The following is a 26,924-nucleotide window of genomic DNA, read 5'->3' as shown; positions in this document are numbered from 1 at the left end:
CCAGCAACCAGCAACCAGCAATCAACAACCCAAGCCAGACGCAGACCCCAGCGCACCAGTGGGCCGCGCCCCCCCGCCCGTACCCTGAAGGGGTGAGCACCCCGTCCCAGCCGCAGCCGCAGCCGCACCCGCAGGTTCAGCCCCAGCCCAACCCCCGCCCCGAGCCCGAGCAGGCCGCCCCGGCCGCCCAAGCCGCCCAGCCCGCCCCGGCCGCGCAGGGCAGCCGCGGCAGCCGGGCCGCCCGAGCCGGCGACCCGACCCCGGCGCCCGAAGCCGTTACCGCGGGCGCGGCCGAGTCCCCCGCCCCTGCCGCGTCGGAGGACCCCGCACCGCGGGTCGCCCACAAGCCCGCGGCTGCCGGGCGCCCGGCGCCGCGGAGCGCCGCGGCCCTGATCTTCGACGATCCGCTGAGCCGGCAGTCCTCGGACGACACCGACCGCGGGTGGGGCGAGCGTCCCGCCGCCACGAACAGCGCCGCCGATCTCGCCCGCTTCCTCGACGAAAAGCCGCCCCACCACCTCTGAGCGAGGCGAGGGGGCGGCTCAGGCCGTCCGCAGTGCTCGCTAGTGCTGCGTCTTCTGCGCGATGATGGCCGCCGCGGCCGCCGTCGGAGCGGTGGAGGTGCCGTTGCGCTGGGCGATCAGGGCGTCGCGGATCTCGGTGAGCAGTTCGATCTCGGTCGGGGCCGCCGGAGCGTCGTCGACCGGCTTCTTGGCGTCTTGGCGGGCCTTCCACTTGTTCATCGGCAGGATCATGAGGAAGTAGACGACACCCGCGGTGATCAGGAACGTCAGCGCCGCGCTGAGCACCGAGCCCCACAGGACGTAGATGCCGTCCACGTACAGACCGGTCTTCTTGTCCACCGAGCACGTGTTGAGGCAGGTCTGGTAGTTGTCGAGGTTCTTCGAGCCGAAGGCACCGACGATCGGGTTGATGACACCCTTGACCACCGCGTTGACGATGCTCGTGAACGCCGCACCGACGACGACCGCCACCGCGAGTTCGATGACGTTGCCGCGCATCAGGAATTCCTTGAATCCCTGGAGGACGCTCTTGTGCTCGCTCACCTGACAGCCTCTTTCCATGCTTGCTCTGGACGGTGCACCGACAATCAGCACCGCAACTTACGGCAGGGCGGGGCGGAGGTGTCCAATCGCGCAACACGAACCAGCGATCGACCAGAGTGTCAGTGCGGGTGTCCGTACTGCCACGGATCCGGGGGACCGGGCCGGGCCGAGGGCGGCTCGTATGGGGTGGCCGGGCGGCCGTGCGGGAGCCGGGAGCCACCGGCGGGTGGCGGGTCCGGCCGCTCGGCAGGGCCCTGGCGGCGGCGATTGGTGCGGCGGTGCCGATAGCGGCATCGGTATCGGTGGTGCGGGCGCGCCGTCGTGGACGGCGCGCGGCAGGTGCCCCGCCACTCGGAGAAGTCTCGCGTGCCCGAGCGGGAGACGCCACTCGATCTTGGCGCGGGGTCGGCATCGTCACCGCCCCCCCGGAGGCCGCCGCGGAGGGGCAGGCGGCGGGCGTGGAGGTGGTGCGCACCGGGCCGTGCGACAGGCCGGTGGCCAGCGCTGCGGCGGTCGTCGCCAGGGCGGCGGAGAGCAGCCGCCGGTGGGCCGCCCCGCGCCATCGGCCGTGGCGGCCGCCCGCGCGGACGGGGGCGAAGTGCGGCACTTCACACCGCGGGGGAGTGGGCAGGGTCGGGGTCGGGGAGGGGCAGGGCATGGTCGTCACCGCCTGTGGTGCGGAAGCGGGACCGGCGTTCGGCCCCGGCGATCACCACCGTGCCGCATTCCGCCGCGGCCCGCTCCGGCCTGTGGACAGGCCCCCGGTTGTGGACAACTCCGTCACCCGTCAGGGGCGTTCGGCGGCGGTCCGTCCCGGCCCTGCCGAAGTCGGCGTCCCCGCGCCTACGGCAGCTCGAACCCCAGGTCCCACCCCTGGTGCGCGTCCGTGCACAGGCAGGTGCGCTCGGCGGTGGCGGGCAGTGCGGCGACGGTGTCGAAGAGGACCTCGCGGAGCCGGCCGATGTTCTCGCCGAAGACCTTGAGGACCTCCTCGTGGGAGACGCCCTCGCCGGTCTCGGTGCCCGCGTCCAGGTCGGTGACCAGGGTCAGTGAGGTGTAGCAGAGGCTCAGCTCGCGGGCCAGGACGGCTTCGGGGTGGCCGGTCATCCCGACCACCGACCAGCCCTGGGCGGCGTGCCAGCGCGACTCGGCGCGGGTGGAGAAGCGCGGGCCCTCGATCACCACGAGGGTGCCGCCGTCGACCGGCTCCCAGTTCCGGCCGCGGGCGGCGGTCAGGGCGGCCAGGCGGCCGGCGGGGCAGTACGGGTCGGCGAAGGTGAGGTGGACGACGTTGGGGACGCTTCCGTCCGGGAGCGGTACGCCGTCGAAGTACGTCTGGACGCGGGACTTGGTGCGGTCCACGAGCTGATCGGGGACGAGCAGCGTGCCCGGGCCGTACTCGGGGCGCAGTCCGCCGACCGCGCACGGGCCGAGCACCTGGCGCACGCCGAGGGAGCGCAGTGCCCAGAGGTTGGCGCGGTAGTTGATGCGGTGCGGCGGGAGGTGGTGGCCGCGGCCGTGCCGGGGCAGGAACGCGACCGAGCGGCCGGCGATCTCACCGAGGAACAAGGAGTCGCTGGGGCGCCCGTAGGGCGTGTCCACAGTGATCTCAGTCACGTCGTCCAGGAAGGAGTAGAACCCCGACCCGCCGATAACGCCAATCTCCGCGTCAGCCATGCGGTCACACTATCGGGGCACGGTGGCGGCCCGCTGGTGGGCCGGTGGAACGGTGGCGCGAGTGACACGGGAGCGGCGGGGGCGGGGCGGCGGGCCGGGCCTCGGCGCGTGCCGCGGGCGGAACGCGGCGGGCCCCGCCGTCCCCTGGTGGGGAGGGCGGGGCCCGGAAGTGCGGTTGCCGGTGCCGTCGCGCGCCGGTCTGCTGCCGTGGGTCAGGCGGCCGAGCCGGTGCTCGCCGAGGCCGTCGACTTGCTGTCCGAGGACGACGACGTCGACGAGGACGACGAAGAGGAAGACGAAGACGACGAGGACGTCGACGAGGTCGAGCCGCTCGACGAGGTGGAGCTGGCGGCGGGGCTGCTGCTGGACGACGAGCCGCGGCTGTCGTTGCGGTAGAAGCCGGAGCCCTTGAAGACGATGCCGACCGCCGAGAACACCTTCTTGAGGCGTCCGCTGCAACTGGGGCACTCGGTGAGCGCGTCGTCGGTGAACTTCTGCACGGCCTCAAGGCCCTCGCCGCACGCGGTGCACTGGTACTGGTAGGTCGGCACTTGACTTCCTCCTGGCACTCTCACTCGTTGAGTGCTAACGACGCTCCATCTTGCAGTATTCCCGCGCGTCAGTCCACCGTGAACGTCCTACGGTGACCGACTCCACGCCCGGTCCGGGCCCCGGCGCCGCGCCCGCTCAGGCGTGGCTCAGCTCGCGTTCCCGCTCGTCGGCGGCGGTGTCGGCAGTGGTGTCGGCGGCACCCGCCGCACCGGTGACGACCTTCGACGAGCGGGGCGTCAGGTGGGCCCGCAGGGTCAGCAGGACCACCAGTGCCAGCGCCGTACCGGCCAGCGGCACCAGGAAGCCGGAGCTCGGGCCGAAGCGGTCGGCCAGCTGGCCGGCGGAGGTGGCCGCGACCGCCTGGCCGAGGGCGACCCCGCCGGTCAGCCAGGTGAACGCCTCGGTCCGGGCGGTGGCCGGGACCAGCGACTCGACGAGCGTGTAGCCGGTGATCAGCGCGGGGGCGATGCACAGGCCGACGACCAGGCCGAGGGCGCCCAGCAGCGGCACCGCGGTCACCGCCCACAGCGGGGTGGTGGCCAGGGCCAGCAGCCCGTAGGCGACCAGCAGGCGGCGGCTCGGGCCGACCTTCCAGGCGATCGCGCCGCAGGCGATGCCGGCGAGCATGTTGCCGCCCGCGAAGATCCCGTAGAGGACGCCGTTGATGCCGGGCTGGCCGATGTGCTCGGTGAGCGCGGTCAGCGAGACCTGCATGCCGCCGAAGACCGAGCCGATGCCGAGGAACGCCACGATCAGGACGCGCACGCCGGGGAGGGACAGGGCCGAGACGCGCGCCGCGCGGTCGTCGGACTGGTCGCGGTGGACGGGCGGTTGGGTGCGTCGCTGCGAGGCGAACAGCAGTCCGCCGGCCAGCGACAGCACGGCCTCGGCGATCAGGCCGGCGGCCGGGTGGATGCCGGTGCACAGCGCGGTCGCCAGGACCGGGCCGACGACGAAGGTGAACTCGTCGGTCACCGACTCGAAGGCGGCGGCGGTGGGCATCAGCGGGCTGCCGCCCAGCTTCGCCGCCCAGCGGGCTCGCACCATCGGGCCGACCTGCGGCGTCGAGGCGCCCGTGGGGACGGCGACCGCGAGCAGCGCCCACAGGGGGGCGTGCGCGAGGGCGAGGGTGATCAGGGCGGAGACGCCGACGACGTGCACCAGGACGCCGGGGATCAGGACGGCGCGCTGGCCGAAGCGGTCGGCGAGCTTGCCGCCCTGCGGGGCGAACAGTGCCATCGAGACGCCGGTGGCGGCGGAGACCGCACCGGCGGTGCCGTAGGAGCCGGTGGTGGACTGGACGAGCAGGACGATGCCGATGGTCAGCATGGCGAACGGCTGCCGGGCCAGGAAGCCGGGCAGCAGGAAGGTCCACGCACCGGGCGTGCGCAAAAGTTGTCCGTAACCGGGACGGGAGTCCTTGACCGCGGATGCCACGGCCGGGCCTTTCTGCCGCCTGGTAGCGCTGCCCCGAGAGGTCGTCCCGGTTACGCGCCGAGAGCTGTCCTCTCGCGCAGGACCGAGTGATACCGCGTGGTCCGCACCGAAGAGGGTGGCTGCGTGTGGCAGGGGACCGCGGCCGCCGAGCGGTCGCGCCAGCTCTGCGTCAGGCAGAGTTGGTTCGTGATCCGTACAAATTTCCTACTTGATTGTAAGGCTGAAGGCAAAGAAGCCCTGGGATTAGCCAGGGCTTCCTGTGGTTTTCCTTAGTATCCGTGGAGAGATAGCGCACATTCGGCGCCCGGCCGGGCAAGCCGGGCCGGGGATCGGGCGAGTGGCGGGCCCCGAGGCCCGCCGGGTCACCCCGCTCCGCGCCGCCGGAGGCGCCCCGCCTCTCCTTCCTGGGGCTGCTGTTCCGTGCCGGTCCCCAGCCAGCCGGCCAGCTTGCCGCCCTGGGACACCGCCTGGAGCCGCCGCTCGGCCGCGTCCCGCACCGGGTCGGTGGCGACCACCAGCAGTTCGTCGCCGCGCCGCAGCACCGTCGTCGGGGAGGGCACGAAGCTGGTGCCGTCCCGGACGACGAGGGTGACCGCGGCGCCCGCCGGCATCCGCAGTTCGCCGACCTCCACGCCGTGCATCCGGGAGGTGGGGCCTATCGACGTGGACAGCAGGTGGCCGCGCAGCCGCTCCAGCGGCGCCGACTCGATGCCCAGGTCGGCGGGCTCCTCGCCCTCGCCGAGCCGGAGCCGGCGGGCCAGCCACGGCAGCGTCGGGCCCTGGATGAGGGTGTAGACCACGACCAGGACGAAGACGATGTTGAAGACCGTCTCGCTGCCGGGGACGTCGTTCACCATCGGGATGGTGGCCAGCACGATCGGCACCGCGCCGCGCAGCCCGGCCCAGGACAGCAGGGTCTTCTCCTGCCACGGCACCCGGAACGGCAGCAGCGAGGTGAAGACGGACAGCGGGCGGGCGACCAGCGTGAGGATCATGCCGATGAGCAGCGCCGGCACGATGTCGTCGAGCAGGTTGTGCGGGGTGACCAGCAGACCGAGCAGGACGAACATGCCGATCTGGCCGATCCAGCCGACCCCTTCGGCGAAGCCGCGGGTGGCCGGGGCGTGCGGCAGTTTGGCGTTGCCGAGGACGACCGCGGCCAGGTAGACGGCGAGGAAGCCGGAGCCGTGCGCCAGCGCGCCGGCCGCGTACGCGGAGACCGCGATGGCCATCACCGCGATCGGATAAAGGCCGGAGGCGGGCAGCGCCACGTGCCGCATGCCGTACGCGCCGATCCAGCCGATGGCCACACCGATGCCGGCGCCGATCGCCAGCTCCAGCGCTATCTCGCCGAGCAGTACGTACCAGTGCTCGGTCGGGCCGGCGGTGGAGAAGGCCACGACGAGGATGACCACCGGGGCGTCGTTGAAGCCGGACTCGGCCTCCAGGACACCCGTCAGCCGGGCCGGCAGCGGCACGCTGCGCAGCACCGAGAAGACGGCCGCGGCGTCGGTGGACGAGACCACCGCGCCGATCAGCAGCGCCTGGCGCCAATCCAGGCCGGCGAGGTAGTGCGCGCCGGCCGCGGTGACCCCCACACTCACCGCGACGCCGAACGTCGAGAGCACCGCGGCCCGCGGCAGGGCCGGTCTGATCTCTTTCCACTTGGTGCCCAGGCCGCCTTCGGCCAGGATCACCACCAGTGCGGCATATCCGAGGAGTTGGGTCAGTTCGGCGTTGTCGAAGATGACGCCGCCGATGCCGTCCTGCCCTATGGCGATGCCTATCCCCAGATAGATGAGCAGGCTGGGGAGCCCGCTGCGCGAGGAGAGTCGTACCGCGGCCACCGCGACGAGCAGTACGAGTGAGCAGATCAGCAGGAGTTCGTTGAGGTGTTCGACAGTCAGGAGCTGATCCTTCCACGCGCCCTTGGTCGGGATGGGCTGGTTGTCCTTACCGTATCTAGTTACTGACTCTAACAATTTACCATTGCTTGAAAGTTTAATGTGCTCGGCTGTGACTCCGCGTAGGGGTCGGCAAAGCGGTGCGCCTATGGTTGCTCCAGCACTCCCACCCTGCCCCTCGAAGGACAGAGATGCCCGCCAACAAGTCCGGTCCAGCCCCCAAAAAGAAGAAGGGGCGGCGAGGCCGCCTCGTCGCGCTCACGGTCGTGCTGCTGCTCGTGGCGGGCATCGGCTTCGGCGCGTATTGGGGTGTCACCACCGTGCGCGCCTCCTACCCGGAGACCACGGGATCGCTCAAACTCCCCGGCCTGACGGACCCGGTGGACGTCGTCCGGGACGCCAACGGCATTCCGCAGATCTATGCCGACACCGACGAGGACCTCTTCCGCGCGCAGGGCTACGTCCAGGCGCAGGACCGGTTCTGGGAGATGGACGTCCGCCGCCACATGACGTCCGGCCGGCTCTCCGAGATGTTCGGCAAGAGCCAGGTCAAGACCGACGAGTTCCTGCGCACCCTCGGGTGGCACGAGGTGGCGCAGAAGGAATACGACACCAAGCTCTCGGCCGGCACGAAGAAATACCTCCAGGCGTACTCCGCCGGTGTCAACGCCTACCTCAAGGACCACCAGGGCTCGGCGCTCTCCCTGGAGTACGCCGCGCTCGGCTTCACCAACGACTACAAGCCCGAGCCCTGGACCCCGGTCGACTCGGTGGCCTGGCTCAAGGCGATGGCCTGGGACCTGCGCGGCAACATGCAGGACGAGATCGACCGGGCCCTGATGACCAGCCGGTTCGACCAGAAGCAGATCGACCAGCTCTACCCGGAGTACCCGTACCAGCGGAACCGGCCGATCGTCGACGGCGGCGGTGTCGACCCCGCCACCAAGGAGTTCGACCCCAAGGCCAGCAGCAGCGGTAGCAGCACCGGCAACGGCACGGGCACGGGCACCGGCACGGGAACCGGGACCGGCACGGGTACGGGCACCGGAACGGGCACGGGAACCGGGACCGGCAAGGGCACCGTGCGCGGCGCCGCCTCCGGCGTTCAGACGCAGCTCTCCGCGCTGTCCACGACCCTCGAACAGGTCCCGGCGCTGCTCGGCCCCAACGGCAACGGCATCGGCTCCAACTCCTGGGTCGTCTCCGGGGAGCACACCACCACCGGTAAGCCGCTGCTCGCCAACGACCCGCACCTGGCACCGCAGATGCCCTCGCTCTGGTACCAGATGGGCCTGCACTGCCGCACCACCGGCCCCAAGTGCAACTACGACGTGGCCGGCTTCACCTTCTCCGGGATGCCCGGCGTCATAATCGGTCACAATCAGGACGTTTCCTGGGGCATGACCAACCTGGGCGCCGACGTCACCGACCTCTACCTGGAGAAGATCAACGCCGACGGCTACCTCTACGACGGCAAGCAGCGGCCCTTCCAGACCCGCCAGGAGACCATCAAGGTCGCAGGCGGCGAGAGCCAGAAGATCACCGTCCGGTCCACCAACAACGGCCCGATCGTCTCCGACCGCGACGACGAACTCGCCGGCGTCGGCAAGGACGCCCCGGTCGCCAACGGCGCCCCCGACCGCGGCGACGGCTACGCCGTCTCCCTCCGCTGGACCGCGCTGACCCCCGGCAAGTCCATGGACGCCGTCTTCGAGCTCAACCGCGCCAAGGACTGGACCAGCTTCCGCAAGGCCGCGGCCGACTTCGAGGTCCCCTCGCAGAACCTCATCTACGCCGACACCAAGGGCAACATCGGCTACCAGGCCCCCGGCACCATCCCGGTCCGCGGCAAGGGCGACGGCACCTACCCGTCGCCCGGCTGGGACCCCGCCTACCAGTGGCAGGGCACCATCCCGCAGAGCGCCCTGCCGTACGAGTACAACCCCAAGCGCGGCTTCATCGTCACCGCCAACCAGGCCGTCACCAACGACAAGTACCCCTACCTCCTCACCAAGGACTGGGGCTACGGCGCACGCAGTCAGCGGATCAACGACCTGATCGAGTCCAAGATCAAGGACGGCGGCAAGGTCTCCACCGACGACATGCAGAGCCTCCAGAAGGACAACAGCAGCGAGATCGCCCGCCTGCTGACGCCCTACCTGACGAAGATCGACATCAAGGACAAGTACGTCCGCGACGCCCAGCAGCTGCTCAACGGCTGGGACTTCACCCAGGAGCCCGACTCCGCCGCGGCCGCCTACTTCAACGCCGTCTGGCGCAACACCCTCAAGCTCGCCTTCGGCAACAAGATGCCCAAGGAGCTGCGCGTCCAGGGCCAGTGCCTCTACGTCCGCCCGGCCAGCGACAACGGCCCGGCCGACGACCAGGACAAGCTGGTCCGCGAGTGCGGCGAGCGGGCCGGCGACACCGCCCAGCCCGACGGCGGCGACCGCTGGTACGAGGTCGTCCGGAACATCCTCGACGACCCGAACAACGCCTGGTGGAAGACGGACGACCGGCCCGGCCACCCCGGCCTGAAGAACCGCGACCAGCTCCTCGCCCAGGCCATGAAGGACGCCCGCTACGAGCTGACCTCCAAGCTCGGCAAGAACATCGACAACTGGGCCTGGGGCCGCCTGCACCAGATGGACCTCAAGAACCAGACCCTCGGCAAGGAGGGGCCGGGCTTCCTCCAGGACCTGCTCAACCGCGGGCCGTGGAACCTCGGCGGCGGTGAGGCCGCGGTCGACGCCACCGGCTGGAACGCCGCCGGCGGCTACAAGGTCACCTGGGTCCCGTCCATGCGGATGGTGGTCAACCTCGCCGACCTCGACAAGTCCCGCTGGATCAACCTCACCGGCGCCTCCGGGCACGCCTACCACGCCCACTACTACGACCAGACCGACAAGTGGGCCAAGGGTGAACTGCTGCCCTGGGCGTTCAGCGAGGACGCCGTGAAGAAGGCCGGCAAGGACACCCTGACCCTGTCGCCGTAACGGGCGACGCAGCACCACCGCATCGGGCGGGCCGGACTCCTCCGGCCCGCCCGACGGCGTTTCACGTGAAACCTCGACGCACCGCGCGTGGGCCCGTCAGTGCCGGAAGCGGTGCACTCCCGACGGCGTCACCGCGGCGTGCACCCGGCGGTCGTGCGGCTCGGCCGGGACCGCGTCCAGCACCTCGTCGTCGTAGAGCAGCACCACCAGCGCCGTCCGCCGGCCGGACCGCTCCAGCCGGGCCAGCACCCGGTCGTAGGAGCCGCCGCCGCGGCCCAGCCGCAACCCCGTCCGGTCCACCGCCAGCCCCGGCAGCAGCACCACGTCCGCCCCCGTCACCGCCTCCGGGGTCAGTCGCGGCCCGTCCGGCTCCCGCAGCCCCCAGCCCGCCGGGACCAGCCGCTCGGGGCCTTCGTATACGGCCCAGTCCAGATCGTTGTCCGGCAGCAGTACCGGCAGCAGCACCCGCACCCCGGCCGCCCGCAGCGCCTCGATCAGGGCCCGGGTGTCCGGCTCACCGCCGATCGACACGTACGCGGCGACGGTCGGGGCGGCGCCCTCAGCGCCCGCAGCGCCCGCAGTGCCCTCGGCGGGGGCCGTCCGCAGCTCGTCCAGCTCCCGCACCCGCCGGGCCAGCGCGGCGCCCCGGGCCGCGACGACATCGGCCGGCAACGCCCTCCTCACCTCCAGGAGATCCCGCCGCAACCTGCGCTTTTCCTCGTGCTCACCGCTCATCGTGGGCCTCGCTCGGGCTCTCATGATCTCTTAACCGGACGCTCATCACCGGTCCGTCCGGGCCGGTTAGGGTGGCGCGCATGACCCCATCGCATGCACGGATCAGCAAGGCTGTCATCCCGGCAGCAGGGCTCGGCACCCGGTTCCTGCCGGCGACCAAGGCCACGCCCAAGGAAATGCTGCCGGTCGTCGACAAGCCCGCCATCCAGTACGTGGTGGAGGAGGCGGCCGCCGCCGGACTGACCGACGTCCTCATGGTGACCGGCCGGAACAAGCGTCCCCTGGAGGACCACTTCGACCGCAACTACGAGCTCGAAGAGGCCCTGCACCGCAAGGGCGACGGATCCCGGCTCGCCAAGGTCCAGGAGTCCAGCGACCTGGCGACCATCCACTACGTCCGCCAGGGCAACCCCAAGGGCCTGGGCCACGCCGTGCTGTGCGCCGCGCCCCACGTGGGCGACCAGCCCTTCGCGGTGCTGCTGGGCGACGACCTCATCGACCCCCGCGACCCCCTGCTGCGCCGGATGATAGAGGTCCGCGAGGAACACGGCGGCTCGGTGATCGGCCTGATGGAGGTCGACCCCGCCAGCATCCACCTCTACGGCTGCGCGGCCGCCGCCCCCACCGCCGACGACGACGTGGTCGCCGTCACCGACCTGATCGAGAAGCCCGAGCCGGCCGAGGCGCCCAGCAACCTCGCCATCATCGGCCGCTACATCCTCGACCCGGCCGTCTTCGAGGTGCTGCGCAAGACCGACCCCGGCCGCGGCGGCGAGATCCAGCTCACCGACGCCCTCCAGGCGCTGGCCGCCCACCCCGAGCTGGGCGGCCCGGTGCACGGCGTGGTCTTCAAGGGCCGCCGCTATGACACCGGTGACCGCGGCGACTATCTGCGTGCCATTGTCAGACTGGCATGCGAACGTGAAGACCTGGGCCCCGACTTCCGGACCTGGCTTCGCAGTTACGTCGACGAGGAGATGTAGGACGTTGAACGGCACCACCGACCAGGCCCACCACTCCGACCGCGTCTGGTCGGTGGCCGCGCACCTCGACGACATCCTGGCCAAGCTCCAGCCGCCGGCCCCGGTCGCCCGGCAACTCCTCGACGCCCAGGGCTGCGTCCTCGCCGAGGACCTCACCGTGCCGCTGCCGCTGCCGCCGTTCGACAACAGCTCCATGGACGGCTACGCGGTCCGCGCCGCCGACGTCGCGGCCGCCACCGAAGGGGCCCCGGCCCCCCTCACCGTCATCGGCGACGTCGCCGCCGGCAGCGGGGAACTCCCCACCGTCGGCCCCGGCCAGGCCGCCCGCATCATGACCGGCGCCCCGGTGCCGCCCGGCGCCGACGCCGTGGTCCCCGTCGAATGGACCGACGGCGGCACCGGCCAGGGCCCGGCCGCCGCCATGCGCGCCCACAGCGCCGCCCCGCAGGACGCCGGCGGCGAGGTCCGGGTGCACCGCCCGGCCGCCGCCGGGGCCCACATCCGCCGGGCCGGCAGCGACGCCCGGGCCGGCGAGCCGGCGCTGTCCGCCGGCACCGTCCTCGGCCCCACCCAGCTCGGCCTGCTCGCCGCCCTCGGCCTGGACACCGTCACGGTCCGCCGCCGCCCCCGCGTCGTGGTGCTCTCCACCGGCAGCGAACTGGTCCCGCCCGGCGAGCCGTTGGGCCCCGGCCAGATCCACGACTCCAACAGCTTCCAGCTCACCGCCGCCGCCCGCGAGGCCGGCGCGCTCGCCTACCGCGTCGGCGCCGTCGCCGACGACGCACCGACCCTCCGCGCCGCCCTGGAGGACCAGTACGCCCGCGCCGACGTCCTGGTCACCAGCGGCGGTGTCAGCGTCGGCGCCTACGACGTCGTCAAGGAGACCCTGGCCGGCCTCTCCGCGGACACTGCGGCCGACAGTTCCTCCGTCACGGGCCGGGTCGAGTTCCGCAAGCTCGCCATGCAGCCCGGCAAGCCGCAGGGCTTCGGCCTGATCGGCCCCGACCGCATCCCGCTGCTCGCCCTGCCCGGCAATCCGGTCAGCTCCTACGTCTCCTTCGAACTCTTCGTCCGTCCCGTCATCCGCACGCTCATGGGCCACCCCGAGGTGCACCGCCGCCCCGTCGCCGCCCGCGTCACCGAGCCGCTCGGCTCCTCCCCGCGCGGCAAGCGGCAGTTCCTCCGCGGCGCCTACGACCCGGCGGCCGGCACGGTCACCCCCGTCGGCGGCAGCGGCTCCCACCTCATCAAGGCCATGGCGCACGCCGACGCCCTGATCGTCGTCCCCGAGGACACCACCGAGGTCCCCGCCGACACCACCGTGGACGTCCTCCCCCTCGGCCCCTGCTGACCCGCCCGTCCGGGGCCGCGGGAGCGGGCGGCCCGTAGCGCGTGCCCTCCGGGGCCCGGAGGTACGGTGTCGTCCCACAAGCGGCAGTACGGACCGGGAGAACGATGAGCAGCGGCCAGCAACACCTCACCCACATCGACGAGGCCGGTGCGGCCCGCATGGTCGACGTCTCGGAGAAGGACGTCACCGCCCGCACCGCCCGTGCCAGCGGCCGCGTCCTGGTGGCGCCGCGCGTCGTCGAGCTGCTGCGCGGCGAGGGCGTCCCGAAGGGCGACGCCCTGGCCACCGCCCGCATCGCCGGCATCCTGGGCGCCAAGCGGACCCCCGACCTGATCCCCCTGTGCCACCCGCTGGCGGTCTCCGGCGTCACCGTGGACCTCGCGGTCGCCGACGACGCCGTCGAGATCACCGCCACGGTCAGGACCACCGACCGCACCGGCGTCGAGATGGAGGCGCTGACCGCGGTCTCGGTCGCCGCGCTCACCGTCGTCGACATGGTCAAGGCGGTCGACAAGGCCGCGGTGATCTCCGACATCCGCGTCGAGGAGAAGACCGGCGGCAAGTCCGGCGACTGGCGGCGGCCGTGAGCCCCGCCCGCGCCCTGGTCGTCACCGCCTCCAACCGCGCCGCCGCCGGCGTCTACGAGGACAAGGGCGGCCCGCTGCTCGCCGAGGGCCTGACCGCCATGGGCTTCGCGGTCGACGGCCCCCGGGTGGTCCCCGACGGCGACCCCGTGGAGGCCGCCCTGCGCGCGGCCGTCGCCGCCGGCTACGCCGTGGTGCTGACCACCGGCGGCACCGGCATCTCGCCCACCGACCGCACCCCCGAGGCCACCCGCCGGGTCCTCGACTACGAGGTCCCCGGCATCCCCGAGGCGATCCGCGCCGCCGGCCGCGCCAAGGTGCCCACCGCCGCCCTCTCCCGCGGCCTGGCGGGCGTCGCCGACCGCACCCTGATCGTCAACCTCCCCGGCTCGACCGGTGGAGTGCGCGACGGCCTGGCCGTCCTCGCCGACCTCCTCCCGCACGCCGTCGACCAGATCCACGGCGGCGACCACCCCAGAACCTCCGGGAGCCCCAGCTGAACACGCCCTGGCCGGTGGTCCTGACGGACGGAGAGATCTCCCTCCGCCCCATAAGGCTGCGCGACCAACGCCCCTGGCGCGAGGTCAACCGCCGCAACCGCGACTGGCTGCGCCCCTGGGAGGCGACCGTCCCGCCGCCCCCTCCGGGCGTCCCGGTGCCGCACCGCCCCACCTTCCGGCAGATGGTCCGCCATCTGCGGGCCGAGGCGCACGCCGGCCGGATGCTGCCGTTCGTCGTCGAATACCGCGGCCGACTGGTCGGGCAACTCACCGTCGCGGGTATCACCTGGGGCTCGATGTGCTCGGGCCATATCGGTTACTGGGTCGACCGGGAAGTCGCCGGCCGCGGTGTCATGCCGACCGCGGTGGCGCTCGCCGTCGACCACTGTTTCCGCACCGTCGGACTGCACCGCATCGAGGTCTGCATTCGGCCGGAAAACATCCCCAGCCGACGCGTGGTGGAGAAACTCGGCTTCCGCGAGGAAGGCCTCCGCCCGCGCTACCTCCACATCGACGGCGCCTGGCGCGACCACGCGGTTTTCGCGCTGACCGCCGAGGAAGTGCCGGAGGGACTCCTCACCCGCTGGCGGAGCCGGCAGCCCGGCACACCCGGCCGCCCCGACGCATCCCACAAATAAAAAACCTGTTCGAATCAATCCGCCGCTGATGCCGCATTCACCACAACTTCATCGCAACAATCACAAAAAAAGTTCGAGATATCAGCCAGATCGTGCGACACACCGGCCCAATTGGCGGATGGCCCCACGGAAACCCCTCTACCGTGTGAGTTGTGAGAAGCAGCGGCCTCATCTACGCAGTCATCGTCGGGGCCTGGGCCGCCTATTTGGTGCCGATGTGGCTCCGTAGACAGGACGAGCTCAACGAGGCCCGTCCTACCGAGCGCTTCAGCACGGCCATCCGGCTCCTGTCCGGACGCGCGGCCATGCAGCGCCGCTACGACAAGGAGCACGGGGCGCCCGCCGCCGGCGATGCGGACGAGGAACAGGAACCGGACGCCACGGACGACCCGGCAGGCGCCCGGTCCTTCGGCGACCCCGCACCGTCCCCGTCGCTCCCCGACGACATCCCCACCCGCGCCCAGGCCGCCCCGCCGCGCCCCACCCTCGCCGAACGCACCAAGCGCGCGAAGGTCCTGGCCCGCCGCCGGCGCACCATCACCATCCTGTTCCTCACCTTCACCGCGGGCGCCATCGCCGCGGCCGTGGGCGGCCTGCCCTTCCTCTGGGCCCCGGCGCTCCCCGCCGTGCTGCTCACCGCCTACATCGTCTATCTCCGCGCCCAGGAGCGCCGCCGCTTCACCTTCACCATGGACCAGCAAAAGGCGGAGGCGGCAGCACGACGACTGCGGGAGGGCCGACCCCGCCCTCACCAGGCGGCCGACCAGCCGCCCGCCGACGACCACCGGCCCGACGTCCGCGCTGACGTCATCGAGGCCGCCCCCGAGCCGTCCCGCCCGGCGCCGTCCCCGCACGCCACCGGCGCCCGCGCGCTCGTCGAGGAGACCGACCACGCCGAGTGGGTCGACCAGCAGCGCGAGCGCCCCCGCCCGGCCGCCGGCAGCTGGGAGCCCGTCCCGGTCCCGCTGCCCACCTACGTCACCGCCCCGGTCGCCCCGCGCGCCACCAGCCACGTCGACCTGGACGCCGACGACGCCTGGAGCTCCGCCCGCTCCAGTTCCGTCCCCGAGCGCCCGCGGCCCGGTGCCTCGCAGGACCGCCCCACCAACCCGGGCCGCCGCGCCCGCGGCCGCACCCCCCTCTTCGACCAGTACGAGGACGGGGACCGCCCGCGAGCGGCGAACGAGTGAGGCCCACCCCACTGACCAGCACCGGAAGCGATTTCCGAGCACGGCGAACGAGATGCTAGAGTTTCACTCGTCGCAAGGGCCTGTGGCGCAGCTGGTAGCGCACCTCGTTCGCAACGAGGGGGTCAGGGGTTCGAGTCCCCTCAGGTCCACCGCACGACAGAGCCCCTTCCGGAGAGATCCGGGAGGGGTTCTTTCGTTTGGTGCAGCCGGCAGTGAAGTGCAGTGACCGGTCGGCGTCCGTGGCCACCGACCCTGACCGGCAAATACCCGGCGCACTAAGGTCTCCGGCAAGACCCGGGGCAAGAAGAAGCCAGCGGTGGTTGATCGAGCGGTGGTTGATCGAACCTGCTGTTCGCGGTTTCGCCGTGGGCGGGAGCGCTTCAGTGGGCCGGCGCAGTCAGCAAGGAACAGGCCGGAGCGGTTCGTGGAGTTGACCAGAATTCGTCGCACCCTGCTCGTCGTCCTCGGTGCGGTGCTCGCCGTGGGCGGCTGCGCTTCCGGTGCGGCCGACAAGGGCGGCGGTACGGCCGGTGCTCCGGCGACGCCCGCGGCGGCGGTCCTGATGATGGATGACATCACCGCGGTGTTCGAGAACGGTGCCACCGTTCCGCAGTACGCCTACATCGCCGATCTGCACGACGGCTGTGGCTACACGGCGGGGTGGATCGGGTTCTGCAGCCAGAGCGGGGACATGCTCGGGCTGGTCAAGGCGTACGACGCCGCCGCACCCCGCAACGTGCTGGCGAAGTACACCACCGTCCTTCAGCGGCTGGCCGACTCGGGAAGCGAGGACACCGGCGCGCTGGGCGGGGCGTTCGTGCGCGACTGGAAGAAGGCCGCCCAGGACCCGGTCTTCCGGAGGGTGCAGATCCAGGTGGGGCACGACACGTACCTCACCCCGGCCATGAAGCTGAGCGCTCAGGAGGGGGTGAAGAGCGAGCTGGGTCGGGAGAACCTCTTCGACACCGCCCTGATGATGGGCCAGGGTTCCGACGACTGCGACGGCATGGTGAAGATCGCCCATGAGACCGACAAGGTGCTCGGGGGCAACCCGGCCTCCGGGGTGGACGAGGCGAGGTGGCTGGCCCGGTTCAACACCGTTCGCCAGGAGCACCTGAAGCACCCCTGTACTCCCGGCCGCCAGAACGACTGGCCGCAGGCGGTCGACCGGTCGCAGGCCCTGCAGGAGCTTGCGGACCGCGGCGAGTGGGATCTGAAGGCTCCGCTGACCGTGGGCGCCGACTTCGCGGTGACCATCAGCAGGCCGCAGGACTGACACACTCCGCGCCGCCCGCCGCGTCGGCCCGGCCATCGGCTTTGCTGGCTTTTTTCGCGGGCTTAACGACTCCTGTACCGCCCGCACATTCTCAGCCATTAGTGTCCGGATCTTGTGCAGACCATTCCGGAGGGCCAGGCGCCCGCCGGGGACGGAGTGATGCCTGACGCGTCCACGTCTCCCGATGTTCCCTTTCAGGGGCCTACTGAGGCCGGACCCCCGGCCGAGTCCACCGGTGACACGCTGCGTCTGAGTGGCAGGCCGGTACGGCGCCCCACTCCCAAACCCATCTTCGTCGACGCGTCGGGAGGCCGCCGTCGGCGGCTGCGCATCCTGGTGGCCCTGTTGGTGACTCCGGCGGTGGCCTACGTCGCCCTGCTCACCAGCACCCTCCTGGGCGGCCCGACGCTGCCGGCGCTGCTGCCGCACCCCCTGCGGCCGAAGCCGGGTGCGGGCGTCGTCGCCGCGCACGAGACGCCCCGGCCTCGGACATCCCCGACGGCCGCAGCCACCGGCCGGCGGCATCGGAGCCCGGGCCGGGCGACGACGGTGTCGAAGGTCGTCGCCGGTGTGTCCGCCAGGGCGAAGGCGCCCTCGGCGGCGAAACCGTCCCCGACCGCGAAACCGTCCCCGAGTCCGAAGCGGTCCGAGAGCCCCAAGCCGTCCCCGAGCCCCAAGCCGTCCCCGCACCCGAAGCGGACCCCGACCGCGACGCCCTCCATCCTGCCCACCCACGGCACGCTCTGACTCGCCTGACGAACCGTCAGGAACCCTCGGACCCCTGGGCCGCACCCGCGGTGCCCCACCGACTCCTTGCAGTGCCGCGCGGCCCTTCCCGGCGAGCCGGTCGGTTCCCGAACTCGTCACTCATCCAGAAATCACCGATGTGACCACTTCTCCACAGCGGGGCCGTACCGCCCGCGAAACGCCGGTGCGCACCCACTGGGTGCTACTGGTGACCATGGTGCTGACCCTCACCCTCATGCTGCTCATCGAGGGCTACACGCAGCACATGTTCGGCTTCCAGGACGATGGCGGGAATCCTCCGCAGGGGCCTGTCGACCAGGTGCCGCGCTCGGTCGAGAACGGCGGTCCGGTGATCTCGGCAAGCGGATCCGCACCGGTCTCGCTCACCCCGCCGGCGCGCACCGTGGTGCTCACCTTCGACGACGGTCCGGACCCGACCTGGACCCCCAAGGTCCTGGCGACGCTGGAACGGCACCACGTGCCGGCGACCTTCTTCCTCGTCGGCACCGGCGTGGCCACACACCCCGAGCTGGTCGCGCGGATGGCGAAGGACCACGACGAACTCGGCCTGCACAGCTTCACCCATCCCTATCTGCCCAGCCTGCCCGGCTGGCAGCGCACGATGGAGATGCGGGAGGACCAGCTCGCGGTGGCCGGCGCCGCGGGTATCACCAGCAACCTCTTCCGCCCGCCGTACTCGTCCAGCGCCGACGCGGTGGGCAACGCCGACTGGGCCACGATGCGGCAGCTCGGCAAGCAGGGCTACCTGTCCGTGCTCGTCACCCAGGACAGCGAGGACTGGCAGAAGCCGGGCGTGCGGAGCGTCGTCCGCAACGCCACCCCGCCCGGGTCCACCGGCCAGGTGGTCCTCTTCCACGACGCCGGCGGTGACCGCGCACAGACCGTGGCCGCGCTGGACACCCTGATCCCGCGCCTGAAGGCGCGCGGCTACCGCTTCCAGACGGTCAGCCAGGCATTCCACCTCGCCGACGCCAACCTCCCGTCCTCCACCGGCGAGCACCTGCTCGGCGTCGGGCTGCTGTGGCTGCTCAAGGGGGCGGTCTGGGGTCTCGACGCACTTGGCATACTGCTGCTCGTCGCCGGACTGCTGGGCATCCTGCGCGCGGTGATCTCCATGATCGCCGCGGCCAGGCATCGGCGGGAGGCCAGGGAGGCGTGGGGAGCGCCGGTCACCGAACCGGTGTCGGTGATCGTGCCGGCCTACAACGAGTCGGCCGGTATCGAGGCGACCGTCCGGTCCCTGATCGCATCCGACCACCCGGTCGAGATCATCGTCGTGGACGACGGCTCCACCGACGGCACCGCCGACCTCGTCGAGGCACTCGGCCTGCCGGGGGTACGGGTGATCCGCCAGCGGAACGCGGGCAAGCCCGCCGCGCTCAACACGGGGATCGCCGCCGCTTCGCACGAGATCGTGGTGATGATGGACGGTGACACGGTCTTCGAGCCGGACGCGGTCCGCCATCTGGTGCAGCCGTTCTCCGACCCGCGGATCGGAGCGGTCTCCGGCAACGCCAAGGTCGTCAACCGGGGCGGCCTGCTGGGCCGTTGGCAGCACATCGAGTACGTCGTCGGCTTCAACCTGGACCGGCGGCTCTTCGACCTGGCCCGGTGCATGCCCACGGTGCCGGGCGCGATCGGTGCCTGGCGCCGGACCGCGCTGGTGCGCGTCGGCGGCGTCTCCGAGGCGACGCTCGCCGAGGACACCGACCTCACCATGGCGATCTGGCGTGACGGCTGGCGCGTGGTCTACGAGGAGAAGGCCATCGCCTGGACCGAGGCTCCCGCTTCCCTCGGCGCCCTGTGGCGGCAGCGCTACCGCTGGTGCTACGGGACGCTGCAGGCGATGTGGAAGCACCGCGGCGCCGTCCGCCAGCTCGGCGCAGCCGGCACGTTCGGCCGTCGCGGGCTGCTGTTCCTGCTGCTCTTCCAGGTGCTGCTGCCGTTGTTCGCACCCTTGGTCGACGTGCTGAGCGTGTACGGGCTGCTCTTCCTCGACCCCGTCCACGTACTGCTGCTGTGGTGCTCGTTCCTGCTCATCCAGGTCGTCACCGGGGCCTATGCGTTCCGCCTCGACGGCGAACGGCTCGGACCGCTGTGGAGCCTGCCGTTCCAGCAGTTCGTCTACCGCCAGTTGATGTACCTCGTGGTCGTCCAGTCGGTGGCCACGGCCCTGTCCGGCAGCCGCCTGCGCTGGCAGCGCATGGAGCGCTACGGCTCCCACCAGGAACCGCCGCTGTCACCGGCGGCGGGCGCGCGGGGCTGACGGCGGGGCCACGGTCCCGGCGCATTCCCGGGGCCCTGCCGGTGCGGGGTCAGGCGGCGAGGCGGGTGAGGGCGTCGAGGGCGGTGCCGGGGCCGTCTTCGGTGGCGAGGTGGCGGGCGGCGGCCTCGGCGCGGGTGCGCAGGGGCGGGGTGGTGGTGGCCTCGGTGAGGGCGGCGGCGAGGCGGGTGACGGCTTCGTCGGGGGAGAGGGTCTTGGTGAGGGTGGTGACGGGCAGGGCGGGGGTGGCGGCGCCCAGGGCGGCCAGGCGGGCGGCCCAGAAGGGCTGGTCCGCGGTGAACGGGACGGGGACGGACGGGATGCCGGCGCGCAGGGCGGCGGCGGAGGTGCCGGCGCCGCAGTGGTGGACGGCGGCGGCGACGCGGGGGAAGAGCAGGGCGTGCGGGACCGGGGTGGGGACGGTGAGGATGTCGTCGGAGGGGGAGTCGGCGGTGGTCAGGCCGGCGTTGCCGGAGAGGAGGAGGCCGCGGGTGCCGGCGCGGCGGAGGGCCCGGACGGCGAGCGAGTTGAGGCGTTCGGCGTCCTCGGCGGCCATGCTGCCGAAGCCGACGGAGACCGGGGGCGGGCCGGCGGTGAGGAAGTCTTCGAGGGCGGGCGGGAGTTGGGCGTCGGGGGCGTGGTGGGGCCACCAGTAGCCGGTGACGTCGAGGCCGGGGCGCCAGTCCGCGGGGCGCGGTACGAGGAGTTCGCTGAAGCCGTGCAGGACCGGCCAGTTGGCGGCCTCGACGCGGCGGCGGACCGTACCGGGGGTGGCGGGCGGCAGGCCCAGGCGGGTGCGCAGGGCGCGGGTGGCGCCGGCGTGGAGGCGGTCGACGACGCGGAGCGAGAGGCGGCCGGCGGCGCGGTTGCCCCAACCGCCCAGTGAGCGGCCGCCGCTGACGACCGGTGGGAAGGCGCGGGTGGGGGCGGTGGGCTGGAGGTAGGCGCCGACGGACGGGATGTCCAGGGCCTCGGCGACGTGCCAGCCGAGCGGGGCGGTGGTGGTGGACAGCACCAGCAGTTCGGTGCCCGGGGTGACGACGTCGGCCAGTCCGGTGCCGAGCTGTTCGATGAAGGCGGCCGCGCGGCGCATCAGGTCGCGGCGGGTGGTGGGGGTGCCGGGGGCGTCCGGGTCCGTGCGGCCGGTGGCGCGGGGGTCGGCGGGCAGGCTGCGGAAGCCGAGGCCGGCGGCGCGGACCAGGGGGGCGAAGCCGTCGTGGGTGGCGAGGGCGACCTCGTGGCCGGCGGCCCGGAGGCGGGCGCCGAGGCCGGTGTACGGGGCGACGTCGCCGTAGGAGCCGGCGGCGGTGAGGAGGATGTTCATGGGCGGCCTCGGATCAGGAGGGGGCGGGGCCGGTCGTGGGGCCGGCGGTGGGTGCCGGGGGCGACTGGCGGACCGCGTTGGCGTGGATGGCGGTGCGGAGGTACGGGGCGAGGCCCGGGCGTTGCTCGGTGGGCGGGACGAGCAGCGCGAAGGCGCGGGGATCGGTGGCGAAGTCGTCGGCGATCCGGCCGTGCATGTCGGTGGGGCAGGGGGTGAACCACCGGGTGACGTGCCGGCGGTGCTCCTCCGCGAGGTCCATGGCGCGCTCGCCGTCGGCCGGTTCGCCGGCGTCGTAGGCGGCGGTCAGGCGGGTCCGCCAGTCGGCCGCCTCGGCCATGATCTGCGCCCAGTCGTCCTTGGAGTGGGTGGCGGCTCGGGCCATCGAGCGCCGGTAGCCGTCGCTGTGCCGCAGTCTCCGGTCGGCTTCGGTGGCGTACGTCAGGTCGAAGGCGATCTCGCCGAAGACCTCGAAGCGTTCCTCCGGGGTCAGGCGGACGCCGGTCTGCTGGACCTCCATGGCCTCTTCGGCGACCTCGACCAGGCGCTGCAGCCGGTTGATCTCCTCGGTGAGGCGGCGGTGCCGGGCGCGGAGCTGGTCGAGGGCGTTGGCCTGCGGGTCGGCCAGGATCGCGGCGATCTCGTCGAGCGGGAAGCCGAGCTCGCGGTAGAAGAGGATCTGCTGGAGCCGGGCGAGGTCGGCGTCGCTGTAGAGGCGGTAGCCGGCGGGGCTGCGGTCGCTGGGGCGGAGCAGGCCGGTCTTGTCGTAGTGGTGCAGGGTGCGGACGGTGACCCCGGCGAAGGCGGAGACCTGACCTACCGGGTATCCCATGGGGGTGCCTTTCGCTTGCCGGGGCGGTGGGGACGGTGTCCCGCGCGTCGTCGATCAAGGGTGTGGCCTGACGTGAGGTGAGGGTCAAGGGGAGGGTGGGGAGGGCGGGCGGTGTCGGCATGTGGGAGGGCACGTCGGATCGGAGCGACCGCCGTTACATTTGTCGGGAAACAGGTATTCGCTCTCGTGTGCGCATCCTGTACGGCCTTGTGCACGCAGGGTGCCCCTGGTGCGCGGCCCGCCTGCCCACCCGTCCGCTGCCCGAAGGATTCCGTGAGACCAGCGACCACCACCCCCCGGACCGCCGTGGCTGCCGGGGCCGTGCTGCTCGCGGTGCTGCTTTCCGCGGTGCTCTCCGTGGTGCTCGCGGGGTGCGGCGGGCCGGCTCCGCTGCTGCGGGACGAGGGACCGGCGGTGGCGCCGTCGGCGCGGAGCGGGCCGGTCTACGCGGCGGGCGACGCCGGGCGCCCACTGGAACGCCCGGACGCCCTCCCGCTGGGCGACTCCGCGCGGCTGACCGGGCTGCGCTGGAAGTCGTGGGGCGGTCCGACCGCGGTGGCCGGCGGCGGGCTGGTCGGGGACTGGTGCGCGCCGGAGTGCGTCCGTACGCCGTACCGGGTGACGGTCACGCTGAGCGGGCTCCAGCAGCAGGGATTCGCGTACTACTCCAGCGCCGGGGTGGTCGCGCCCGAGCTGCGCGGCGCGAAGGCCGCCGAGCTGGGGCGGGTGAGCCTGCACCTGCCCGACGTCGAATAGCGGGTGCGGCGCCGGGCGCCCCGGGAGTCCCCGGAGCGGCGGGCGGGCGCACGTGCCGGGACGGTTCGAGAACGAGCGGAACGACAGGAGGGAACGGATGGGGCTGCGCGCCAAGATCGGTATCGCGATCTCCGCCACCGCGGCGGTGGTCGCGGTCCTCGTCGGCGTGCTCGTCCACCACCACACCGTCAACGCCCAGCTCGACCTGGCCGGGCACGGCTTCGACAACCGGTTGCAGACCACCGTCCAGGACCGGGCGGCCGGGATCGACACCGGGCGGGGGCTGATCAACCCCGAGGACCTGCCGGGCCCGCTGAAGGCGCTGGTGGAGAGCGGTCGGCGGGGTGTCTATCTGGAGCTGGGCGGCCGTACGCCGTATCTGTGGGCGGCCACCAAGCTGGGTCCGGACGTCGTCGCGCTGAAGCGCTCCTACGACCGGGAGCAGCAGACCGTCGAGGCGCTGGACCGGATGCTGTGGGGGGCCGGGGCGGCCGGTACCGGGCTGGGCTGCGTGGTCGGGCTGCTGGTCGCGCACCGGCTCGGGCGGCGGCTGACCGCCTCGGCGGCGACCGCCCAGCGGATCGCCGAGGGCGATCTGGGCGCCCGGCTGCCGAGGACCGGCAACGACGAGATCGCGCAGCTCACCGCGGCGGTGAACACCATGGCGGAGACGCTGGCGGGGCGGCTGCGGGCGGAGCGCGACGTCACCGCGAACATCGCCCACGAGCTGCGGACCCCGGTCGCCGGGCTGGTCGCCGCGGCCGGGCTGCTGCCGCCGTCCCGGCCCGCCGAGATGGTGCGGGAGCGGGCCGAGCGGGTGCACGGGCTGATGGAGGACGTGCTGGAGGTGGCCCGGCTGGACGCCCGTACGGAGGAGGCGGACCGGGAGGTGCGGCCGCTGGGGGAGCTGGTGCGGCGGGCGGTCGTGGCGGTCGGCCAGGCCGGCGGGTCCGGGGCCGGGTTCGCGGCCGGATTCGCGGCCGGGTCCGGGGCCGGGACGTCCGGGCGGGGTGCGTGCGGCGCGGACCGGGCGCCTGGGGGCCCGGCGGCGGTGGACGGGGCGATACGGGTCCGGGTGCTGGCGGACGGGCTGGTGGAGACCGATCCGCGGCGGGTCGAGCGGATCCTGGTCAATCTGATCAGCAATGCCCGGCGGCACGGCGCGGGACCGGTGACCGTCGAGGTCGACGGCGGGGTGATACGGGTGCACGACGCCGGGCCGGGCTTCCCGGCGGCACTGCTGGCGCACGGCCCGCAGCGGTTCCGGACGAGCGGCGGCCGGGGCGGGCCGGGGCTGGGCCTCGGGCTGACCATCGCCGCCGGGCAGGCCCGGGTGCTCGGGGCCGGGCTGTGCTTCGCCAATCCGCCCGCGGGCGGGGCGCAGGCCACCGTCGACCTGCGGGGGGCGCTGTGCCCGGAGCGGGACGGCGGGGACGGCGGGTCCGGGGCGGACGGCGGGGCGGCACGGGCCGGAGAGGCCAGAGAGGCCGGAGGGGTCGGAGCGGGCGGCGCCGCGGACGGGCGGTGAGGCGGGACGGGCGGTGAGGCGGGGCGGGCGTCCGCCCCTCGCACATCCCGTCCCGGCCCGCCGCTCACCGCTCCGGGAAGCGGTCCTCCAGGACGGCGTTCAGCAGCGCCCGGACGTCCTCGCGGTCCAGGCCCTCGGCGCGGGCCCGTTCCATCCAGGCGCGCAGTTCCTCGCGCAGGACGGCGTCGGCCGCCGAGTCGGGGCGGGCCAGGGTGCGGCTGACGAACGTGCCGAGCCCGGGCCGCGGCTCGACCAGGCCCTCGCGCTCCAGCTCGCGGTACGCCTTGAGCGTGGTGTTCGGGTTGACCTTGGTCGTGGCGGCGACCTGCGCGGCCGTGGGCAGCCGGTCGCCCTCCACCAGGACGCCCAGCCGCAGTGCCTGCTGGACCTGCTGGACGATCTGGAGGTAGGTGGCGACGCCGCTGCGGCGGTCGATCCGGAATTCGACGGCGCTCACCGCCTCTCTGCCTCTGCGTTCGTCTCGTCGGGGCCGGTCCGGCGGGTGCGGCCGGTCCGGCCGCCGGGGCCGCGCCGGCCGACCGCTTGATGATCGGGCCGCCCGCGGCGGGTGTCAAAGCGCCGCCCGTGGCGCGGCCGGTCCGGTTTCAGAGCGGCCGCCGGAGGGCCCGCCACACCACGAACGCCAGCACCAGCGCGGTCAGCGCCAGCAGGATGCCCGCGCCGAGCCACTGCATCCCGGGCATCTGGTGGAAGTCGTAGTACTGGGTGACGTGGTTGACGATGCCCTTGGCGGCCCGGCAGGCGTCGGGGTGGGCGTCGTCGACGCAGGTGCCGAAGCCGAAGAGCCGGCCGTCGGCGGTGGCCACCCAGTCGTCCATCTGCACCGCGCCGCGGGGCACGCCGGTGCCCTCGCCGTTGACGGGGTAGGTGAGGTCGCGCAGCGTGCCCAGCTTCGGGCGCACCTTGTTGCCCCAGATCACGCTCACCGCCCCCACGGTGAACGCGGTGGCCAGCATCGCCGGGATGATCCGCTTGATGAGCTTGCCGAGGGCGACGCCGCAGGCGGTGAGGAACAGGGTCTTGGCGACCAGCACCGGGCCGGTGACGTCGAACGGGCCGCTGCTGAGCCAGTCGCCGCCGACGACCAGCTCGTGGGCGGGCGACCAGAGCCACTGGAAGACCAGCGACAGCAGGGTGGTGCAGGCCGCCACGACCGTCAGGGGGAGGGCGAGCGTGGTGGCGAGCCAGCGGCCGCGGCTCACGGACTGGGTGGTGACCAGCTGGAGGGTGCCGCGCTCCAGCTCGGAGGAGATCAGCGGGGCGCCGAGGAAGGTGGCGACGATCAGCGGCACGAACTGGAGGAACTGGATGTCGGTGCCGAACGCCCCGCCGAACCGGTTGCGGAACTCGTCCCCGAGGGCGTCGGCGCCGGCGGCCTGGCCGCCGAGGAAGTCCATCAGGCCGATCCGCTGGTACGAGAAGAGCGCGCAGGCGGCGAGGGTGGCCAGGATGCCGGTGAGCAGTGCGGCGCGGTGCCGGCGCCAGACCACCCAGAGGGTGCCGCGCAGCGTGCCGGAGGCGGTACCGGGGGCCGTTCCCGCCTCGTGGGTGGTGGTGGCGGTGCTCATGCCGCGGTCTCCTTCCGGGCCTCGTCCATGATCAGGGCGGGTGCCTTGGGGGAGCGCATGCAGGCCAGCAGGATCTCCTCCAGGCTCGGCGGCACGACGTCCCAGGGGGCGTCCCCGGGGGCCCCGGAGTGGGTGGGGAGGGGTCCCTCGGGCCGTATCAGGGCGCTGAACTGCCGTCCGCTGACGCGGGATTCGACGACGGTGTGCCGCTCGGTCAGCTCCGCGGGCACCCGGTCGGCGACGGCCCGCCCGGTCACCAGCATGTGGGCGGGCACCAGGGCGTCGGTCGGGCCGGACATCCGCAGCCGGCCGCCGGCCAGTACGAGGAGGTAGTCGCACATCTCCTCGACCTCGCCCAGCATGTGGGAGGACATCAGGACGGTGGTGCCGTGCTCGGCGACCTCGGACATCAGGAGCCCGGACAGTTCGTCGCGGGCCAGCGGGTCCAGGTCGGACATCGGCTCGTCGAGCAGCAGCAGCTCGGGGCGCTTGCCGAAGGCGACGGCGAAGGCGACGCGGGTGCGCTGGCCGCCCGAGAGGGTGCCGACCCGGGCGTTGAGCGGTACGTCGCCGGAGCGGACGATGCGTTCGGCCACCGCCTGGTCCCAGCGCGGGTTCAGTTCGCGGCCGAGCCGGAGCGTCTCGGCGACCGTGAAGCGCGGGTAGAGGGGCTTGTTCTGGGCGAGGTAGGCGACGCGCTTCATGACGGCGGGGTTGCCGACCGGGACGCCGCACAGCCGCAGGCTGCCGACGGACGGCTCGATCAGGCGGGCCGCGATGCCCAGGAAGGTGCTCTTGCCGGCGCCGTTGGGGCCGACCATGGCGCAGACGCGCCCGGCCGGGAGCCGGAAGGAGCACTCCTGGAGCGCCCACCGCCGGCGGTACCGCTTCCCCAGGTCCTCGGCCTCGATCGCCCAGGGGCTCGGGTCGTGCATGGTGGATCCCCCCTTTAACTAGTTAATTAGTGGAATGAGTAT

General features: G+C 72.8%; 24 protein-coding genes and 1 tRNA gene. 14 read left to right on the top strand and 11 right to left on the bottom strand.

Going from position 1 to position 26,924, the window contains the following annotated elements; all coding sequences use genetic code 11:
- Window positions 1-92: 92 nt before the first annotated feature.
- Complete coding sequence (locus CG747_RS31495) at window positions 93-524, top strand: hypothetical protein (RefSeq protein ID WP_100605257.1); 432 nt, start codon at window positions 93-95, stop codon at window positions 522-524.
- A gap of 39 nt (window positions 525-563) precedes the next feature.
- On the opposite strand, the gene mscL is transcribed toward CG747_RS31495, so the two are convergent.
- The 5 genes from mscL to CG747_RS31470 all read right to left on the bottom strand — a co-directional run bounded on the left by mscL (window position 564) and on the right by CG747_RS31470 (window position 6,673).
- Window positions 564-1,067: a large conductance mechanosensitive channel protein MscL gene (mscL, locus tag CG747_RS31490; RefSeq protein ID WP_180985773.1), complete on the bottom strand. Its 504-nt coding sequence runs from the start codon at window positions 1,065-1,067 to the stop codon at window positions 564-566.
- An 843-nt stretch (window positions 1,068-1,910) separates the two neighbouring features.
- On the bottom strand, window positions 1,911-2,744 hold the full coding sequence (locus CG747_RS31485) for an S-methyl-5'-thioadenosine phosphorylase (RefSeq protein WP_100605255.1): 834 nt from the start codon (window positions 2,742-2,744) through the stop codon (window positions 1,911-1,913).
- 212 nt (window positions 2,745-2,956) lie between these two features.
- Window positions 2,957-3,295, bottom strand: a complete 339-nt coding sequence (locus CG747_RS31480) for an FmdB family zinc ribbon protein (RefSeq protein WP_100605254.1) — start codon at window positions 3,293-3,295, stop codon at window positions 2,957-2,959.
- A 136-nt stretch (window positions 3,296-3,431) separates the two neighbouring features.
- Complete coding sequence (locus CG747_RS31475) at window positions 3,432-4,733, bottom strand: MFS transporter (protein ID WP_100605253.1); 1,302 nt, start codon at window positions 4,731-4,733, stop codon at window positions 3,432-3,434.
- Between the two features lie 362 nt (window positions 4,734-5,095).
- Window positions 5,096-6,673 carry a potassium/proton antiporter gene (locus CG747_RS31470; RefSeq protein ID WP_100605268.1) on the bottom strand — a complete coding sequence of 526 codons (1,578 nt, stop codon included), beginning with the start codon at window positions 6,671-6,673 and terminating at the stop codon, window positions 5,096-5,098.
- Window positions 6,674-6,828: 155 nt separating this feature from the next.
- On the opposite strand from CG747_RS31470, the gene CG747_RS31465 reads away from it, so the two are divergent.
- On the top strand, window positions 6,829-9,633 hold the full coding sequence (locus tag CG747_RS31465) for a penicillin acylase family protein (RefSeq protein ID WP_100605252.1): 2,805 nt from the start codon (window positions 6,829-6,831) through the stop codon (window positions 9,631-9,633).
- Between the two features lie 96 nt (window positions 9,634-9,729).
- On the opposite strand, the gene CG747_RS31460 is transcribed toward CG747_RS31465, so the two are convergent.
- On the bottom strand, window positions 9,730-10,368 hold the full coding sequence (locus CG747_RS31460) for a 5-formyltetrahydrofolate cyclo-ligase (RefSeq protein WP_100605251.1): 639 nt from the start codon (window positions 10,366-10,368) through the stop codon (window positions 9,730-9,732).
- Window positions 10,369-10,448: 80 nt separating this feature from the next.
- On the opposite strand from CG747_RS31460, the gene galU reads away from it, so the two are divergent.
- The 10 genes from galU (at window position 10,449) to CG747_RS31410 (ending at window position 19,924) form a co-directional block, all read left to right on the top strand.
- Window positions 10,449-11,351 (top strand): UTP--glucose-1-phosphate uridylyltransferase GalU, encoded by a 903-nt coding sequence (gene galU / locus CG747_RS31455; RefSeq protein ID WP_100605250.1) that lies wholly within the window; start codon window positions 10,449-10,451, stop codon window positions 11,349-11,351.
- Window positions 11,352-11,355: 4 nt separating this feature from the next.
- Window positions 11,356-12,702 carry a gephyrin-like molybdotransferase Glp gene (gene glp / locus CG747_RS31450; protein WP_100605249.1) on the top strand — a complete coding sequence of 449 codons (1,347 nt, stop codon included), beginning with the start codon at window positions 11,356-11,358 and terminating at the stop codon, window positions 12,700-12,702.
- 104 nt (window positions 12,703-12,806) lie between these two features.
- On the top strand, window positions 12,807-13,289 hold the full coding sequence (gene moaC, locus CG747_RS31445; protein WP_100605248.1) for a cyclic pyranopterin monophosphate synthase MoaC: 483 nt from the start codon (window positions 12,807-12,809) through the stop codon (window positions 13,287-13,289).
- Window positions 13,286-13,786, top strand: a complete 501-nt coding sequence (locus CG747_RS31440; RefSeq protein WP_100605247.1) for a molybdenum cofactor biosynthesis protein B — start codon at window positions 13,286-13,288, stop codon at window positions 13,784-13,786. Before moaC ends, CG747_RS31440 begins: the two co-directional genes overlap by 4 nt.
- Before the next feature lie 14 nt (window positions 13,787-13,800).
- Window positions 13,801-14,424: a GNAT family N-acetyltransferase gene (locus CG747_RS31435; protein WP_100605246.1), complete on the top strand. Its 624-nt coding sequence runs from the start codon at window positions 13,801-13,803 to the stop codon at window positions 14,422-14,424.
- A 152-nt stretch (window positions 14,425-14,576) separates the two neighbouring features.
- Complete coding sequence (locus CG747_RS31430) at window positions 14,577-15,614, top strand: hypothetical protein (RefSeq protein WP_100605245.1); 1,038 nt, start codon at window positions 14,577-14,579, stop codon at window positions 15,612-15,614.
- A gap of 76 nt (window positions 15,615-15,690) precedes the next feature.
- Window positions 15,691-15,763: transfer RNA gene (locus CG747_RS31425), tRNA-Ala, on the top strand.
- A 275-nt stretch (window positions 15,764-16,038) separates the two neighbouring features.
- Complete coding sequence (locus CG747_RS31420) at window positions 16,039-16,890, top strand: chitosanase (RefSeq protein WP_100605244.1); 852 nt, start codon at window positions 16,039-16,041, stop codon at window positions 16,888-16,890.
- A 348-nt stretch (window positions 16,891-17,238) separates the two neighbouring features.
- Complete coding sequence (locus CG747_RS47490; RefSeq protein WP_146022173.1) at window positions 17,239-17,637, top strand: hypothetical protein; 399 nt, start codon at window positions 17,239-17,241, stop codon at window positions 17,635-17,637.
- A 139-nt stretch (window positions 17,638-17,776) separates the two neighbouring features.
- Window positions 17,777-19,924, top strand: coding sequence for a bifunctional polysaccharide deacetylase/glycosyltransferase family 2 protein (locus CG747_RS31410; protein ID WP_257980866.1), 2,148 nt, complete (start codon window positions 17,777-17,779; stop codon window positions 19,922-19,924).
- 49 nt (window positions 19,925-19,973) lie between these two features.
- On the opposite strand, the gene CG747_RS31405 is transcribed toward CG747_RS31410, so the two are convergent.
- Window positions 19,974-21,245, bottom strand: a complete 1,272-nt coding sequence (locus CG747_RS31405; RefSeq protein ID WP_100605241.1) for a glycosyltransferase — start codon at window positions 21,243-21,245, stop codon at window positions 19,974-19,976.
- A gap of 13 nt (window positions 21,246-21,258) precedes the next feature.
- Complete coding sequence (locus CG747_RS31400; RefSeq protein WP_100605240.1) at window positions 21,259-22,074, bottom strand: MerR family transcriptional regulator; 816 nt, start codon at window positions 22,072-22,074, stop codon at window positions 21,259-21,261.
- A 273-nt stretch (window positions 22,075-22,347) separates the two neighbouring features.
- Between CG747_RS31400 and CG747_RS31395 the strand changes: the two genes are divergently transcribed.
- Window positions 22,348-22,830, top strand: a complete 483-nt coding sequence (locus CG747_RS31395; protein WP_100605239.1) for a hypothetical protein — start codon at window positions 22,348-22,350, stop codon at window positions 22,828-22,830.
- A 97-nt stretch (window positions 22,831-22,927) separates the two neighbouring features.
- Complete coding sequence (locus CG747_RS31390) at window positions 22,928-24,358, top strand: ATP-binding protein (protein ID WP_257980865.1); 1,431 nt, start codon at window positions 22,928-22,930, stop codon at window positions 24,356-24,358.
- A 64-nt stretch (window positions 24,359-24,422) separates the two neighbouring features.
- On the opposite strand, the gene CG747_RS31385 is transcribed toward CG747_RS31390, so the two are convergent.
- The 3 genes from CG747_RS31385 to CG747_RS31375 all read right to left on the bottom strand — a co-directional run bounded on the left by CG747_RS31385 (window position 24,423) and on the right by CG747_RS31375 (window position 26,882).
- Window positions 24,423-24,815 carry a GntR family transcriptional regulator gene (locus tag CG747_RS31385; RefSeq protein ID WP_100605238.1) on the bottom strand — a complete coding sequence of 131 codons (393 nt, stop codon included), beginning with the start codon at window positions 24,813-24,815 and terminating at the stop codon, window positions 24,423-24,425.
- A 148-nt stretch (window positions 24,816-24,963) separates the two neighbouring features.
- Complete coding sequence (locus CG747_RS31380; protein WP_100605237.1) at window positions 24,964-25,947, bottom strand: ABC transporter permease; 984 nt, start codon at window positions 25,945-25,947, stop codon at window positions 24,964-24,966.
- Complete coding sequence (locus CG747_RS31375; protein ID WP_100605236.1) at window positions 25,944-26,882, bottom strand: ABC transporter ATP-binding protein; 939 nt, start codon at window positions 26,880-26,882, stop codon at window positions 25,944-25,946. The genes CG747_RS31380 and CG747_RS31375 overlap by 4 nt, the downstream gene beginning before the upstream one ends.
- Window positions 26,883-26,924: the final 42 nt, after the last annotated feature.

This window comes from Streptomyces sp. CB02959 (assembly GCF_002803155.1).
In the GTDB taxonomy this organism is placed as follows: domain Bacteria; phylum Actinomycetota; class Actinomycetes; order Streptomycetales; family Streptomycetaceae; genus Streptomyces.
This window is presented reverse-complemented; position numbering and strand designations above follow the sequence as displayed.

Coding starts and splice junctions, on each gene's coding strand:
- CG747_RS31485 (WP_100605255.1), bottom strand. CDS start 2,744: ATGGCTGACGCGGAGATTGGCGTTATCGGCGGGTCGGGGTTCTACTCC.
- CG747_RS31465 (WP_100605252.1), top strand. CDS start 6,829: ATGCCCGCCAACAAGTCCGGTCCAGCCCCCAAAAAGAAGAAGGGGCGG.
- CG747_RS31460 (WP_100605251.1), bottom strand. CDS start 10,368: ATGAGCGGTGAGCACGAGGAAAAGCGCAGGTTGCGGCGGGATCTCCTG.
- galU (WP_100605250.1), top strand. CDS start 10,449: ATGACCCCATCGCATGCACGGATCAGCAAGGCTGTCATCCCGGCAGCA.
- moaC (WP_100605248.1), top strand. CDS start 12,807: ATGAGCAGCGGCCAGCAACACCTCACCCACATCGACGAGGCCGGTGCG.
- CG747_RS31405 (WP_100605241.1), bottom strand. CDS start 21,245: ATGAACATCCTCCTCACCGCCGCCGGCTCCTACGGCGACGTCGCCCCG.
- CG747_RS31400 (WP_100605240.1), bottom strand. CDS start 22,074: ATGGGATACCCGGTAGGTCAGGTCTCCGCCTTCGCCGGGGTCACCGTC.
- CG747_RS31390 (WP_257980865.1), top strand. CDS start 22,928: ATGGGGCTGCGCGCCAAGATCGGTATCGCGATCTCCGCCACCGCGGCG.
- CG747_RS31380 (WP_100605237.1), bottom strand. CDS start 25,947: ATGAGCACCGCCACCACCACCCACGAGGCGGGAACGGCCCCCGGTACC.
- CG747_RS31375 (WP_100605236.1), bottom strand. CDS start 26,882: ATGCACGACCCGAGCCCCTGGGCGATCGAGGCCGAGGACCTGGGGAAG.